The organism is Synechococcus sp. LTW-R (assembly GCF_014217875.1).
In the GTDB taxonomy this organism is placed as follows: domain Bacteria; phylum Cyanobacteriota; class Cyanobacteriia; order PCC-6307; family Cyanobiaceae; genus Vulcanococcus.
The window spans coordinates 1,641,297-1,655,025 of the sequence record NZ_CP059060.1; the positions used below are offsets into that span (position 1 = coordinate 1,641,297).

The 13,729-nt window shown below is 55.0% G+C and carries 14 protein-coding genes; 4 read left to right on the forward strand and 10 right to left on the reverse strand.

All coding sequences use genetic code 11. The features are described 5' to 3' along the window. Positions 1–53: 53 nt before the first annotated feature. Together H0O22_RS09330 and H0O22_RS09335 are read right to left on the reverse strand one after the other, a co-directional pair. Positions 54–983, reverse strand: coding sequence for an NAD-dependent epimerase/dehydratase family protein (locus H0O22_RS09330; RefSeq protein ID WP_185186398.1), 930 nt, complete (start codon positions 981–983; stop codon positions 54–56). Next, positions 983–2,869, reverse strand: a complete 1,887-nt coding sequence (locus H0O22_RS09335) for an N-acetylneuraminate synthase family protein (RefSeq protein WP_185186399.1) — start codon at positions 2,867–2,869, stop codon at positions 983–985. Before H0O22_RS09335 ends, H0O22_RS09330 begins: the two co-directional genes overlap by 1 nt. Before the next feature lie 84 nt (positions 2,870–2,953). Between H0O22_RS09335 and H0O22_RS09340 the strand changes: the two genes are divergently transcribed. After that, on the forward strand, positions 2,954–3,772 hold the full coding sequence (locus H0O22_RS09340) for a methyltransferase domain-containing protein (RefSeq protein ID WP_185186400.1): 819 nt from the start codon (positions 2,954–2,956) through the stop codon (positions 3,770–3,772). Here H0O22_RS09340 and H0O22_RS09345 read toward each other — a convergent pair. The 3 genes from H0O22_RS09345 to folK are packed head-to-tail and all read right to left on the reverse strand — an operon-like array spanning position 3,754 to position 6,226. After that, complete coding sequence (locus H0O22_RS09345; RefSeq protein WP_185186401.1) at positions 3,754–5,031, reverse strand: LA_1612 family putative O-antigen biosynthesis protein; 1,278 nt, start codon at positions 5,029–5,031, stop codon at positions 3,754–3,756. The genes H0O22_RS09340 and H0O22_RS09345 overlap by 19 nt on opposite strands. Positions 5,032–5,048: 17 nt before the next feature. Continuing rightward, on the reverse strand, positions 5,049–5,612 hold the full coding sequence (locus H0O22_RS09350; RefSeq protein WP_185186402.1) for an NUDIX domain-containing protein: 564 nt from the start codon (positions 5,610–5,612) through the stop codon (positions 5,049–5,051). A 44-nt stretch (positions 5,613–5,656) separates the two neighbouring features. Beyond that, positions 5,657–6,226, reverse strand: coding sequence for a 2-amino-4-hydroxy-6-hydroxymethyldihydropteridine diphosphokinase (gene folK, locus H0O22_RS09355; RefSeq protein WP_185186403.1), 570 nt, complete (start codon positions 6,224–6,226; stop codon positions 5,657–5,659). On the opposite strand from folK, the gene bchD reads away from it, so the two are divergent. Next, a complete protein-coding gene (bchD, locus tag H0O22_RS09360) occupies positions 6,225–8,306 on the forward strand; it encodes a magnesium chelatase ATPase subunit D (protein WP_185186404.1) in 2,082 nt (693 codons plus the stop codon). The genes folK and bchD overlap by 2 nt on opposite strands. Here bchD and H0O22_RS09365 read toward each other — a convergent pair whose 3' ends face one another. Beyond that, positions 8,307–9,194, reverse strand: coding sequence for an MlaD family protein (locus H0O22_RS09365; protein WP_185186405.1), 888 nt, complete (start codon positions 9,192–9,194; stop codon positions 8,307–8,309). It abuts the gene before it with no gap. Positions 9,195–9,199: 5 nt separating this feature from the next. Then, entirely contained in the window at positions 9,200–10,009 is an 810-nt protein-coding gene (locus H0O22_RS09370; protein WP_185188385.1) for an ABC transporter ATP-binding protein, read from the reverse strand. A 28-nt stretch (positions 10,010–10,037) separates the two neighbouring features. Between H0O22_RS09370 and yvcK the strand changes: the two genes are divergently transcribed. After that, positions 10,038–11,465, forward strand: coding sequence for a gluconeogenesis factor YvcK family protein (gene yvcK, locus H0O22_RS09375; protein ID WP_185186406.1), 1,428 nt, complete (start codon positions 10,038–10,040; stop codon positions 11,463–11,465). On the opposite strand, the gene H0O22_RS09380 is transcribed toward yvcK, so the two are convergent. The 3 genes from H0O22_RS09380 to ndhC are packed head-to-tail and all read right to left on the reverse strand — an operon-like array spanning position 11,459 to position 13,131. Next, positions 11,459–12,007: an NAD(P)H-quinone oxidoreductase subunit J gene (locus H0O22_RS09380; protein ID WP_185186407.1), complete on the reverse strand. Its 549-nt coding sequence runs from the start codon at positions 12,005–12,007 to the stop codon at positions 11,459–11,461. The two genes, yvcK and H0O22_RS09380, sit on opposite strands and share 7 nt — an antisense overlap. Before the next feature lie 5 nt (positions 12,008–12,012). Beyond that, complete coding sequence (gene nuoB, locus H0O22_RS09385) at positions 12,013–12,735, reverse strand: NADH-quinone oxidoreductase subunit NuoB (RefSeq protein ID WP_185188386.1); 723 nt, start codon at positions 12,733–12,735, stop codon at positions 12,013–12,015. A 33-nt stretch (positions 12,736–12,768) separates the two neighbouring features. Then, positions 12,769–13,131, reverse strand: a complete 363-nt coding sequence (ndhC, locus tag H0O22_RS09390; RefSeq protein WP_185188387.1) for a photosynthetic/respiratory NAD(P)H-quinone oxidoreductase subunit C — start codon at positions 13,129–13,131, stop codon at positions 12,769–12,771. 188 nt (positions 13,132–13,319) lie between these two features. On the opposite strand from ndhC, the gene H0O22_RS09395 reads away from it, so the two are divergent. Then, positions 13,320–13,721, forward strand: a complete 402-nt coding sequence (locus tag H0O22_RS09395; RefSeq protein ID WP_185186408.1) for a rubredoxin — start codon at positions 13,320–13,322, stop codon at positions 13,719–13,721. The last annotated feature ends 8 nt before the right edge of the window (positions 13,722–13,729 follow it).

The following is a 13,729-nucleotide window of genomic DNA, read 5'->3' on the forward strand; positions in this document are numbered from 1 at the left end:
CGCAAAGGTATGAGGACAGCAAATTCCAAGATGTTATGAATGCAGCTCTTATCTTAAGCACAAGATGAAAACAAGTCAATTGCATCGCTTATAAAAGAATGCTTTTCGTACAGAGGTAGCTTTATGCCCTGATCCAACAGAAGGCTCTGCTTCATTTCAACTCGAGGAGGGTCATGAGGCCTCAATTCAGCATTGGCCGAATGCAGAGAATACGTCTTGCCCAGTTGAGCAGAAGTCAATTCAAGAACTTCACAGACAGAAAGGTGTAGATTTGAACCAATAAAATACTCTGGTCGCCTCTGATCGTGATTCATCATGAGAATCTGCTTGACTGAGTTCATATAATCTATTGAAAAGCCCCAATTTCGGACTGGCAAAGCAGAATCGACGTTGATGTTGACATGCTCAAGTGGAGACTTCAGGAATGATCTAACAATTTTTGGGAAAAGAAAGCGTTGGTCAGAAAATTCAGAGATATGATTAAAGAGGTGCAATATAGAACATCTACCCGTCAGCGCATGCAGCTGTCGTATGTGAGAATAAATCTGAAGCTTAGACAGCGCATAAGGACTTACAGCCGATAGCTTTGAATTTGGCCCAATTGATGTCGAACAGTCAAAGATGTAGGCGGAAGATGCATGAAAGAAATACGATCCAGGAAAACGGAGCAAAGCCTCACAAATGTTTTTTGGAACTGTAAAGTTGGCAATGAAAGTTTCTTGCTTTGCAAAAAATGAACGACCGACAGAACTTTGCCCAATCAGATTAAAGACTACATCTGGAGCTTCACAGTCGAACAAACGAGTAATTCCCTCAACTGAGTAGTCAGCATGCTGAATGTAGCTTATATTTCGCTGCCGCCCGAATCCTCGCTGTGTAGCTGAACGTGAAACTGCAACAACTTCAAAGTTTGTATCCTGAGATAAGATTTCAACTAGAAGGCGTCCATCTTGCCCAGAAGCACCGAAGACTATGATCTTCATTAGCTATTCACAAGTGATGCGAGAAATAGCAAATCTTTCTTAAATCCAGCTCCTTGATCTAGATGACCCTGCCACGTCTCGACGATTGCAGAATTACCTGACAACTTATGCTTAAGAAGTGAAGACAGAAACGGATGCATTCTTTTGGTATGAACAAGGTTTAGGCCCTCGTCATCAATTCCACTAGCCCCAGCTAAATGATAATGGCCTGCATGGTCAGCGAGCAAATCTGAGTATGTTTCGAAAGAGACGCCGTAAAAGTTACATGCCATCATTAGGTGCGACAAATCAAGGCAAATCTTTTTATTATACTCTCGAGCAAACTCAAGAATTTCCTTCGGATGCGCAAAAGTATTCACGTAGCGCTGTCCCCCAAGGTACCAAGCTAACGCGGGAAGGGATTGAGGAAGTATGGAAATAGACGGATATTCTGATATGCATTTATCAATAAAATCATTTATTTGTGGATACAATTTAGCCTTAGATGCGTCGTGCGAGTATTCAGTGTAAGATGAAAAACTAACCACCAGATTGAGTGGGTAGGAAAGTCGATATTGCTGATGAAAGTTTTTCAAGTGATCTAGGAGTATTTTGAAGCTATCTGTCGAACGAAGGGCCAGGTCTTTATCGTGTGAAAATGGATCAAATATCAGATTATCTTCGTATATATCTGGAGCATGAAAACCAATCCGATTGTCCTGTATGATGGTTTCAATTTCTCGGGGTATATCAGCAAAGACGTCTCGATATGACATATGGATTTCAAGATATGAAGATGGTATAGACTTGGAGAGAGGGGTAATGTCTCGATATCTAACTGGGAAGCCAATCAGGCGACCACTCATCAGTTCTGATAGATCACTGGAATCTTCTTCCGGCACAAATATTGAACGTGTAATCAGCTGACCTGCACTTAGTGGCGAGACAGTTTTTTTATGCATATATTTTGAGAAGGATTCTGGAGACAAGCCTTCGCCTGAAGGATAAAAGTCAAGTAATGATGGAGTTAAGACTGAACCGGCTGGAATATCGGACTTGGCAATAATAGACTTAGTCAAAGAGATCTTATTAAACTTTTCACCAGGGCCAATCGTTCGAGGCTGTTCACTGCCAAGCATTTGAAAAGCTCTTTGGCACTCGGATACATATTGGATTAATTCGCTAGGTTCAAGGCTTACCGAGTGGTCGTTTCCATAAGAATTACGATCAAGTGTTATGTGCTTTTCCAGAATAGTTGCCCCTAGAGAAACTGCTACCAAGCTGGCTGTCGAACCAAGGTCATGACTTGAATAGCCAATAGGGCAGCGACATTTTGTTTTTAAACGATTAATGTATGAAAGGTTGAGATGATGGTCTGGTGCAGGATAAGCAGAGTGGCAGTGGAATATTCCGTATTCAGAATCCGTTTTACCAAGGCGATTGATCAGATCATCCACCTCATCTTCTGAAGACATTCCAGTCGATATAAGAAAAGGCTTTCTTGTTTTGAAAACTTCTTCAAGCAATAATGTATTTCTCATATCACCAGAACCTATTTTATAAGAGTCAACACCTAGAGATTCTGCAAATCTGAGTGAGTCCAGATCCCAGACTGAGAAAAATACATGAATATCCATCATAGTACATTCTCTCCAAATCTTTTCATATCCAGAAAAGTCTATGAATGTCTTTTTTATATATTCATCTACAATCTCGGATCCTATGTCTCTATGACCTTTGATATTCAAGAAAGTACTTGGTGATCTCAGCTGGAACTTGACTGAATCACAGCCCGCTTCTTTTGCAACTTCTGCCAACTCAATGGCGCTTGAGATAGAGCCATTGTGGTTAAGGCCAACTTCTGCAATAATGGTCAGCTTTTCGGGATTAAACCAGTCTTGACTCACTCTTAAAACTTGCGATGCTCAACATTAGCACAGCCGTCCTAGCGGGACGGTATAGTTTTTAAACTAAGACTAAAAGCGATCTGCATGAGCTTCCTCACAAGAAAATTCGCATCATTTCTTCGCCAAAAAGCCCATCAGAGATTTGCTGATAGAGTATTTAATCATCGTAGAGTTATTGAAGATGAGTCAGGTCTCTTTTTTAGACTCGATCCTCTTCCTAAAGCAGACGAACTCGATCAATATTACTCGAGCCTGTATTGGCAAGCTTTTAGGGGAGACAAAAAACCTGCTATGACCAATCGAGATTTATTGCACTTTAATTTGATTCGAGGTTATATTACATTATTCAATGAGAAGCTAACAAATCGCATATTTTTAAATTTTGGGGCTGGACATGCTGGGATCTCTAAGCTAATGCGTTTGACTGGCTTTGAGGTCATTAACATAGAGCCTTCAGGTGATGGTGATTGCTTATTCTCTGAAAAGTATTCTGCTTATAACTCTATTCGAGAATATATAGAGCGAGACGGGCGATCAGTAGATATTTTCTATGCCAGTCACTCCCTAGAGCATGTCCATGACATAGAAGAAACTCTTATTGATTTTAGAAAGGTCTCTTCTATGCAGACTTTATTTTTTATTGAGGTTCCGGATGGAATGTCCCCAATGAATGGGGCTCAACTTGGAAAGGTGGATGTGCCGCACACATATTATTTTAAAAAAGCCTTCTTCAAGTCTATATTCAACAATATTGATTTTCTAGCTTCTCTACCTTCGGGGTCTGAACTACTTGATAGACCAGCCTGTGGAGACATTAGTTACGAATCAACTGACAAGGGCATCATTCGATGTGTCGGATCTGGTATTAATCCTGAATTTAAGACTTATGGGCAAATCTCTTGATTTAAATATAAAATCAACTTGCTATTGCCATGATCCAGTTCGATTGCATTAGAGATTTCTGATTGGTTAAGCAATTCTTTCCAGTCGTGTAATGGCATGTTGTATATATGCTGAAGGATATTCAAGAATTCTTCTTTGTCTGATGAATTTGTCCAGAAGGCGCCAGAGTTTTCAGGTTGAACAGACGGCCAACCATAATTCCAATCAGGCCAACCCAGTAGACTCCCTCTGCAGTGATAAAATACTGTTTTGTATCCCATCCTGAGAGACTCTAAGCACAGCGTTGAATCAACCCCAACTATACAGCTATAATTAGCTAGTATATCGTATGGCGAGTCTGTATCTCTTAGTACTAAGAATTCATAGTTGAAATCTGGATGACAATGCTTATCGTAAAATTTTTGCTCATGATTAGCTCTCAATTTACACCTTTGAGAAGAGAGAGTGGTCAGCTGCACTCCATTACATGAACACCATTCGGTGAGATGCTCAAAGAGTAAAGCGTTTGCCTTAAAAAAGTCATCATGCGTGATCAAGGTCCCATCGCTCGAGCGGCAGAAATAAAGACTGCTTTTTTTCCTCCAATTCGATATGTAGAGAATACCTTTAGTAATGTCAGATAGTGGTAGTAGAGATCGCGAGCGTTGATTTAATCGATAGGAGCCAATAGATTCATAAGTACCGCTGACGTATGTTTTATATAAATCGCCAACAGGATTTGCAAAGACAAACATTCTGTCCAGCTCGTACCCTGATTCCCTTGTCGCATGAAGAGCGCTAAATATGTCATTGTTGAAGCTTCTTCTGCCATTCTGGACAAAGCAATATTTGGCCGCTGGATACATCCTCTTCAGGGCGTAGAACTCAGCATTGTTGTCTATAAGTGTGATGACAACAGATGGCTTGATCAGTGCAATGCAATGTCCATAGTAAGCCAATCTAAACTTTTCCCTCCCCCTTAAGGCGCTTAACAGCCCAAGAAAAACCGGAATTACATAATAGATCCCCCCCCTTGTGTCTAGCACAAATACTGAATAAGGCTTTAGTTCATTGAGGATAAGCTCTTCTGAGCATTCCTTATCAAAAATGACGACATCTGATCTCCGTAAAGGATGGAAAGAAAGCCTGGCTAAAAACAAGATTGCTTTATTGACTGCATTCAGCATGGAGAAGTAAAGACTAGGCAATAAAATACGCACGGATGGATTTCTTCCCTGAATTTCTGAAGTGTTCCTCTGCGGCAATCGTGAAACTTGCATGGTGAAGGCTTGCCCTTTCAGTTTCCCAATAAAAACTGTTTAGCTCTGAACCAAGCGGTAACGCTCTTGCCGTCGAGGTACTCGTTCCCGCTGGCAATCAGCCGGTCGAGTTCCGCCGGCTTCATAAAGACGACCTCCAGGTCCTCATCGTCATCTCCTGGTGGCCGCTCGCTCAGTTCCGTGAGTTCACGGGCTAAAAAAAGGTGAATGACCTCATCTGAGTAGCCCGGACAGGGCAACAGTGCCCCCAGTGCATCCCAACGGGTCGCGGAATAACCGGCTTCCTCTTGCAGCTCCCGCTGCATCGTGCTGAGTGGGGTCTCTCCTGGATCCAGGGTGCCGGCCGGGAACTCCAGCAGCCGTGTCGCCACCGCAAAGCGGTACTGGCGCAGAACCACGACCCGGCCATCAGCAAGCACCGGCACCGCAAGGGACGCACCAGGATGCTTCACCATCCCAAAAGTCCCAACAACACCCATAGGCAGCTCCATCCGATTGACCTCAAAACGCAGCTTGCGGACATCGAGGCTGGCCGTGGTCTCAAGCTGGCGAGCGGGCTCTGGAGCGGGCAATGGCGCCATGGGGCTAGGTCAACAACCGATGCAATCAAGCATTGCAGTTGCATCTACTCAGCCCATCCACCCCTAGGGGGCATCAGTAGCGGTGGCTGCTGCTCACCAGCCAAGACCTCGTCGAGCTGGGACTGAAAGCCTGCGTCGAGAGACGCCAACGGAGCAAGGACAAACGCCCTCTCGCTCCAACGGGGATGGGGCAGCTCCAACTCAGGGCTCTGGAGCTGCAAGGCGCCCCACCAGAGCAGATCGAGATCCAACGTCCGAGGACCCCAGCGCTCCTCTCGCACCCGATCAAAGTGCAGTTCCAAGGCCTGCAGCCGGCGCAATAGCCCAAGCGCCGCCACCGCGGTGGGTGCAGGTGGCTGATCCACGACCACTACCGCATTGATGAAATCAGGCTGGTTCAGTGGGCCACCGACGGGAGCCGTGCGGAACAGCGGCGACCAGCGCAGGCTCACTTCGCCCAAACAGGCCTGGATTTCGGCACTCAAGCGGGGACGCAACGCGATCAGGGTCTCAATCGGCCCACCCGCTGCGCTGGGCAAATTGGCCCCGAGCCCAATTGCCAGGCCTTGATCAGCGAGACTGGCGCCCACGACGAAGTCTTCCGGCGTCTCCATGGTTGCAAGTGGTACTGCCGCCAGGGCCTTTCCCCTGGCCGCCATCACCGGCCACGGCACCCTGAAGCTTGCCCTGCTGCTGGCCGCCGTTGACCCAGGCCTAGGCGGTGTGGTGATCGCCGGCGGACGCGGCACCGGCAAATCCGTCCTGGCGCGGGGCCTGCATGCACTGCTGCCGCCGATCGACGTACTTGATGTCGGCGGCCATGACCTCAACACCGATCCGCAGGCTCCCGAGGACTGGGATGCCCCCACACGGGCCCGACTGACGGAACTGGGCGCAGACCCCACCGGCGTGGATCGCCAGGCTCTGCTGCCCACCAAGGTCATCCCTGCACCGTTTGTTCAGGTGCCCCTGGGCATCACCGAAGACCGTCTGGTCGGCTCGGTGGATGTCACGGCCTCCCTGGCCAGTGGTGACGCGGTCTTCCAGCCGGGCCTGCTCGCGGAAGCGCACCGCGGCGTGCTCTACGTCGATGAGCTGAACTTGCTCGATGACAACGTCACCAACCTGCTCCTGGCTGCCGTCGGCAGCGGCGAAAACCGGGTCGAGCGCGAGGGCCTGAGCCTCTCACACCCCTGTCGCTGCCTGCTGATCGCGACCTACAACCCCGAAGAAGGGGCCATCCGCGATCACCTGCTGGATCGCTTTGCCATTGCCCTTTCAGCCAATCAGGTCCTGGAGCTCGATCAACGGGTCGAGATCACCCGCAGTGCCATCGGCCACGCCGAATCCAGCGAGGCTTTCCGCCAGCGCTGGCAAGAGGAGACCGACGCCCTCTCCACCCAGTTGCTGCTGGCCCGCCAATGGCTGCCGGATGTCCAGATCAGCCGAGAGCAAATCGCCTATCTGGTGAATGAGGCCCTACGCGGCGGCGTAGAAGGTCACCGCAGCGAGCTCTACGCCGTGCGCGTCGCCCGGGCCCACGCCGCCCTCAGCGGCCGAGACCAGGTCGAAGCCGAAGACCTTCAAGTGGCGGTGCGCCTAGTGATCGCGCCGCGGGCGATGCAGCTGCCGCCCCAGGATCCCGAGCAACAGATGGAGCCCCCACCGCCGCCGCCGCCGCAGGGCGAGGAGCCCCCGGAAAACAACAACGAGCAAGAGCCCGACGAACCCGAAGAGGACAACGAACAAGAAGACGAGCAGGAAGAAGAGGACACCCCGGAAGATCAGGCGCCGCCGTCGATTCCCGAGGAGTTCATGCTCGATCCCGAGGCGATCGCGATCGATCCGGACCTGCTGCTCTTCAACGGCGGCAAGGCCAAGACCGGCGGCAGCGGCAGCCGGGCGGTTGTCTTCAGTGACTCCCGGGGCCGCTATGTCAAGCCGATTCTCCCCCGCGGCCCGGTCAAACGGATCGCCGTGGACGCCACGCTGCGGGCCGCCGCGCCATACCAAAAGACCCGGCGCGAGCGGGAACCGCACCGCAAGGTCGTTGTGGAAGACGGGGACCTGCGGGCCAAGCAACTGCAACGCAAGGCCGGAGCCCTGGTGATCTTCCTGGTGGATGCCAGTGGATCGATGGCCCTCAACCGGATGCAAAGCGCCAAGGGCGCCGTCATTCGCCTACTCACCGAGGCCTACGAAAACCGGGATGAAGTCGCACTGATCCCTTTCCGCGGGGAAGCCGCTGAAGTGCTTCTGCCGCCAACCCGCTCGATCACCGCGGCGCGCCGACGGTTGGAGTCGATGCCTTGCGGCGGCGGATCGCCACTCGCCCATGGCCTCTCCCAGGCCGCCCGCGTTGGTGCCAATGCCATGGCCACCGGAGAGCTGGGCCAGGTGGTGGTTGTGGCGATCACCGACGGTCGAGGGAACGTTCCCCTGAGCCGCTCCCTCGGTCAGCCCCAGCTGGAGGGTGAAGAACCGGTGGATCTCAAGGAAGAGGTCAAACAGGTCGCCAGCAAGTACCGCTCCCTCGGGATCAAGCTGCTGGTGATCGACACCGAGCGCAAGTTCATTGGCAGCGGCATGGGCAAGGACCTCGCCGACTCCGCCGGCGGCAAATACGTCCAACTGCCCAAGGCCAGTGATCAAGCGATCGCCGCGATCGCCATGGAGGCCATCAGCGCGGTCTGATCAATGGCGTGCTTCAGTCTTCTCGGGATAGACCTCGTCAAAGAAGGCGCCGAGGCCAATCGCCACGCTTCGCAGGCCATCCATGAAGCGCTTGTCGGAGGTGAGCTTCTCGATGTCACCACCCACCCGATCCAGGGTGGTGGTGAGCTCCTCCAGGTTGGCGACCGTTCCCTTCAGTTCGCTGAGGGTCTTCGGGTTATCCAGGGCCCGCACAAAGTTGAGGATGTGGGCCGTGGACGCGTTGAGGTTGTTGATCGTCGGCTTGACGTCGCGAACGGTGGTCTGCAGGTCGTCGATCAAGCCCTGACCGTCCTTCATGAAGGCCGTTGCTTCGTTCGCCGTGGTATTGATGCTGCTGATCGTCGTGGAGAGTTTGGGAATCAGCTTCTCCTTCTCCGCCTGATCCAACAGCTGTTGCAATGTCGCTGTCACCTGACTCAAGGTCGCGGCACTCTTGCCCTGAATCACGGAGCCGTTGCACACCGTCAACGCACGGTTGCAGTTGATCGCCTTTGGGCCCGGCGTGCCCTTGGGGAGCGGCTTGATCGGTGCGGTAAGGGCAACCACCGCATCCCCACCGAGCAGGGAAGCCGCCTCGACGCGCGCATCCAAGGGTTGGGGCAGCTGCAGGTTGGGTTGATCAATATCGATCTGCACTTCCACCGCCGTGGCCGTCGGTGTGACCTCTTGAACGTGACCAACGGTCACACCGCGGTAGGTCACCGCCGAGCGGGGAGCCAAGCCAGCGGCATCCGCAAAGTTGGCTTGGAAGCGCCAGGTGCGGTTGCTAACCGAAACCCCTTTCAACCAGAGCCAGAACAACCCAGCCGAGCTCACTGCCGCGAGCAGGGTGAAGCCGACGATCGCTTCTTTAACACTGCGGCGCATGGGGTTTAGAGCTCCGCGGGTTGCATCGGTCCGCTGAGACTAGCCGTGCGGAACTGAAGCACATAGGGATTGGTTGTGGTCCGAAAGTCCTCCACACTTCCCTGCCAGCGGAAGAGACCGTCGTATAGCAAGACCACCCGATCGGAGGTGCGCTCGATCGTGCTCATCACGTGGCTGACCACCACCGAACTGCCTCCCGCGATGTGGGTGGTTTGAACAATCAGGTCTTCGATGCGGGTGCAGGCCACCGGATCGAGGCCGGCGGTGGGTTCATCGAAGAGCAGCAGGGGGACATTCCCCACGGGCTGGCTGGGGTCACTGATCACGGCGCGGGCAAAGCTGACCCGCTTCTGCATGCCGCCACTGAGCTCACCGGGATAGAGATCCTCCGTACCTGAGAGGCCAACCGCTTCAAGCGCTTCGGCCACGCGCTGCCGAATCTCCCGCTCGTTGAGGCGGCTGAAGCGATCAAGCAAAAAGCCGACGTTCTGGCGCACTGTCAAGGACGCCAGCAGGGCCGGGTTTTGGAAGACCGTGCGCACATCGGGCGGGTTGCGCTGATCCAGCCGCAGGTAGGTCTGGGGCACGCCGTGGATCTTCAGACGACCACTGCTGGGCAGGAGTAAACCCGAGAGCAGGCGCAGGATCGTGGATTTGCCCGCACCGGAGGGCCCCACCACCGCCAAACGCTCTCCCGCGTTCAAGGTCAAATCAACGTCGCTCAGCACCGTGTTGCGGCCCCAGCGCACGCTGACGTCATCCATCTGGACCACTGGGGTGGTGGATTGCACCGGATCCTTCACGAATAGGGGCATCTTGGCGGTTTCTCCGTAACCTGGCTCCATGCCGGCTCGAGGACACCGAAGAGGGAACCGTTCGAGACCGCGCCCAAGTTGGGTCGGCAACGGAGACCTTCGGCAAAAAGACCTCGTCAGCCGCTCCAAGCGCGCCGCCCGCTGGCTGCAGCCGGGGCTCGTGGTTAAGCGTTGGATGCTGACCTCAGGCGTTGGCCTATTTCTGCTTTTTCTTGGGGCCGCGGTCTGGGCTGACCTGCAGCCGATCTACTGGCTGCTGGAGTTCATCCGCTGGTCCCTGGCCAACATCACCACCGTGCTCCCCCGCGAGATCACCGGACCGCTGGTGCTAGTGGTAGGCGGCGGACTGATCTGGCTCGGGCAAAGCCGGAGCTTTGGGGCGATCCAACAGGCGCTAGCCCCTGATCGCGACACCCTGCTGGTGGATGCCCTGGCCGCCAAGAGCCGGCTGAACCGCGGCCCCTCGATCGTGGCCATCGGCGGTGGCACAGGGCTCTCCACCCTGCTGAGCGGGCTGAAGCGCTACAGCAGCAACCTCACGGCGATCGTCACCGTGGCCGATGACGGCGGCAGCTCAGGTGTGTTGCGCCGCGAGCTCGGGGTCCAGCCCCCTGGTGACATCCGCAACTGCCTGGCGGCCCTGGCCACAGAAGAACCGCTGCTGACCCGACTCTTTCAGTACCGCTTCCGCGCCGGCACCGGCCTCGAGGGCCACAGCTTCGGCAACCTCTTTCTCTCGGCCCTAACCGCCATCACCGGCAGCCTTGAGGGCGCGATTACCGCCAGCAGCCGGGTTCTGGCGGTGCAAGGCACGGTTGTCCCCGCGACCAACGCCGATGTGAAGCTCTGGGCGGAACTGGCCGATGGGCGCCGGATTGAAGGGGAATCCCAGATCGGGCATGCCACCAGTCCGATCGTGCGGGTGGGCTGCATCCCCGAGCGGCCGCCTGCTCTACCGAAAGCCCTCGAAGCCATCGCTAACGCCGATCTGATCGTGCTGGGACCTGGAAGCCTGTACACCTCGCTGCTGCCGAATCTGCTAGTTCCGGAGCTGGTGCAGGCGATCAGCCGAAGCAAAGCCCCGCGCCTGTACATCTGCAATCTGATGACCCAGCCCGGGGAAACCGACGGACTTGATGTCGAAGGGCACCTGCGGGCGATTGAGTCGCAGCTGGCCAGCCTGGGGATCCAACAGCGGCTGTTCTCCTCGGTGCTTGCCCAAGAGGATCTCGGCACATCGAGCCTGGTGGAGTACTACCGCCAACGCGGGGCCGATCCAGTGGAATGCGACAGCCGGAAACTGCGAAGTCAGGGCTACGACGTCACCATCGCTCCATTGCAGGGGGCTCGGCCCACTTCAACCCTGCGCCATGACCCCCGCAGTGTTGGCCTGGCGGTGATGCGCTTCTACAAGAAGCACCGCCGGGACAAGGAGAAAACCCAAACGCCTCAGTAGGCGTCCTGCATCTCGTAGAAGTCCGGCTGGACGTAGTCCTTGCGCAAGGGGAATCCCTTCCAGTCTTCGGGCATCAACAGACGCTTGGGTTGAGGGTGCCCCTCAAAACCAATGCCGAACATGTCGAAGGTCTCACGCTCGGGCCAGTCAGCGCCTCGATAGAGCGGGTAGAGGCTTGGAATCGTGAGATCACCATCACGGGACAAGAAGACCTTGAGGCGAACCTCCTCAGGCTTGACGTCTGCCGGAAGGTGCTGCGAGGCGGTGGACTGATCAGCCAGGCAAGCCAACTTGACCAGGTGGTAGAAGCTCACCAACTGGCCTCCAGGGCCCTCGTCGTAGCCACCCTGCACCTGCAGGTAATCGAAACCCGATGCTTTCAAGGCCGCAGCGATCACAGGAAGAAAGGGCGCCTCAACGCCAATCACTTCAACGCCGAGGTGATCGGGCTCGAGCAGCTGGTGATCAAAACCCTGGCTGGTGAGCCACTGGCTGACCAGGCCAGCCTGGGGTGCAGTAACGGCAGCGGTGTCCTCAGGCATCGATCTCAGGCTTGCTCAGCGGGAATGGAGGCTTTGGCGGAGGCGGCAACGGGCAGGCCAGCGGCAGCCTGAAGGGCCGCCTGCTGGGTTTCAGCACGGAGATAGCGACCATCCACGATTGGCTCGACCTGCTTCATCTCGTGAGCAACCGTGAAGTAGCGATGGGTCGGCATCAGGTTGCCGCGCTCGGAGAGGGCTTCGTTGCCGACCTTCTTACGCAGCTTGACCACCGCGTCAAAGATCGCCTCGGGACGGGGCGGGCAACCAGGCAGATACAGATCAACGGGGATCAGCTTGTCAACGCCGCGCACCGCTGTGGTGGAATCCGCCGAAAACATCCCTCCTGTGATCGTGCAAGCGCCCATGGCGATCACGTATTTGGGCTCAGGCATCTGCTCGTAGAGACGCACAAGGGCCGGAGCCATCTTCATGGTCACGGTGCCAGCCACAATCAACAGATCCGCTTGGCGCGGGCTGGAGCGAGGCACTAGGCCGAAGCGGTCAAAGTCGAATCGCGAGCCGATCAGGGCGGCGAACTCGATGAAGCAGCAGGCTGTTCCGTAGAGCAGCGGCCAGAGGCTGCTGAGGCGGGCCCAGTTGTGCAGGTCATCGAGGGTGGTCAGGATGACGTTCTCGGAGAGATCCGAGGTGACTGCTGGAGCCCCAACAGGGTTGCAGCTGGATTCGCGTTGATCGCGCAGAGCGGCAACCGAGAGGGCTTCGGCCATGCCGGATGTGACAGGGGAGGGGGTCATCTCAGATCAGCTCCACTCAAGGGCGCCCTTGCGCCAGGCGTAGGCCAAAGCCACCACCAGGATGGCGATGAAGACCAAGGCTTCAATGAAGGCAAGCAGCCCCAAGCGGTGAAAGGCCACTGCCCAGGGATAGAGGAAGACGGTCTCCACATCGAAAATCACGAAGACCAGCGCAAACATGTAGTAGCGGATGTTGAACTGAATCCAGGCACCGCCGATGGGCTCCATGCCCGATTCGTAGGTGAGATCCCGTTCACCCACCCGTGACTTTGGGGAGACGAGCTTGTTGGTGACGAGCGCCAGCACGGGCACCGCCGCTGCGATCAGCAGGAAGCCGAGGAAGGCGTCGTAACCGGAGAGAACGAACACAGGGCGAAAGCGGCCCAACCTGGAGGGCAGTCTGGCATCCACCTCTCAGGACTGGGAACGGGCTGGAAGCTCAGAGAATCGATGTCTCAGTAGGGAGAACGTCTGAGAAGAAGCACCCTCGGCCTTGAAGAGGCTGCCTCACCGGTCTCGACCTTCTTAAAGTCCACGTCACCGATCAGTGGCTGCCGATGAGCGAGGACACCCTCCCGGAGGAACTCAATTCGCCAGAACCAACAGCAGAGAGCACCGAGATCGCTGTTGAGGCCACTGACGACCCTGACACGCACCGATTCGAGTGCCGCGCTTGCGGCTTCGTCTACGACCCCGATGAGGGCGTCAAAAAACTCGCCATCGAGGCCGGGACACCATTCAGCGCTCTCGACCCGGACACTTTTCGCTGCCCGGTCTGCCGCAGCAAAACGCTCGCCTTCAAGGACATTGGGCCCCGGAACAAGCCCAGCGGCTTTGAGGAGAACCTGGGCTACGGGCTTGGCGTGAACACGCTGACGCCTGGACAGAAGAATGTCCTGATCTTTGGCGGCTTTGCCTTGGCGATCGCCTTTTTCCTTTCCCTCTATTCCCTTCGCTGAGCTCAGTT

Excerpts from the sequence above, each read along its gene's own strand:
- folK (WP_185186403.1), bottom strand. The coding sequence starts at position 6,226 with ATGGAGACGCCGGAAGACTTCGTCGTGGGCGCCAGTCTCGCTGATCAA.
- H0O22_RS09340 (WP_185186400.1), top strand. The coding sequence starts at position 2,954 with ATGAGCTTCCTCACAAGAAAATTCGCATCATTTCTTCGCCAAAAAGCC.
- nuoB (WP_185188386.1), bottom strand. The coding sequence starts at position 12,735 with ATGGCCGAAGCCCTCTCGGTTGCCGCTCTGCGCGATCAACGCGAATCC.
- H0O22_RS09395 (WP_185186408.1), top strand. The coding sequence starts at position 13,320 with ATGAGCGAGGACACCCTCCCGGAGGAACTCAATTCGCCAGAACCAACA.
- H0O22_RS09380 (WP_185186407.1), bottom strand. The coding sequence starts at position 12,007 with ATGCCTGAGGACACCGCTGCCGTTACTGCACCCCAGGCTGGCCTGGTC.
- H0O22_RS09345 (WP_185186401.1), bottom strand. The coding sequence starts at position 5,031 with ATGCAAGTTTCACGATTGCCGCAGAGGAACACTTCAGAAATTCAGGGA.
- bchD (WP_185186404.1), top strand. The coding sequence starts at position 6,225 with ATGGTTGCAAGTGGTACTGCCGCCAGGGCCTTTCCCCTGGCCGCCATC.
- H0O22_RS09365 (WP_185186405.1), bottom strand. The coding sequence starts at position 9,194 with ATGCGCCGCAGTGTTAAAGAAGCGATCGTCGGCTTCACCCTGCTCGCG.
- H0O22_RS09330 (WP_185186398.1), bottom strand. The coding sequence starts at position 983 with ATGAAGATCATAGTCTTCGGTGCTTCTGGGCAAGATGGACGCCTTCTA.
- H0O22_RS09350 (WP_185186402.1), bottom strand. The coding sequence starts at position 5,612 with ATGGCGCCATTGCCCGCTCCAGAGCCCGCTCGCCAGCTTGAGACCACG.
- yvcK (WP_185186406.1), top strand. The coding sequence starts at position 10,038 with ATGCCGGCTCGAGGACACCGAAGAGGGAACCGTTCGAGACCGCGCCCA.
- H0O22_RS09370 (WP_185188385.1), bottom strand. The coding sequence starts at position 10,009 with ATGCCCCTATTCGTGAAGGATCCGGTGCAATCCACCACCCCAGTGGTC.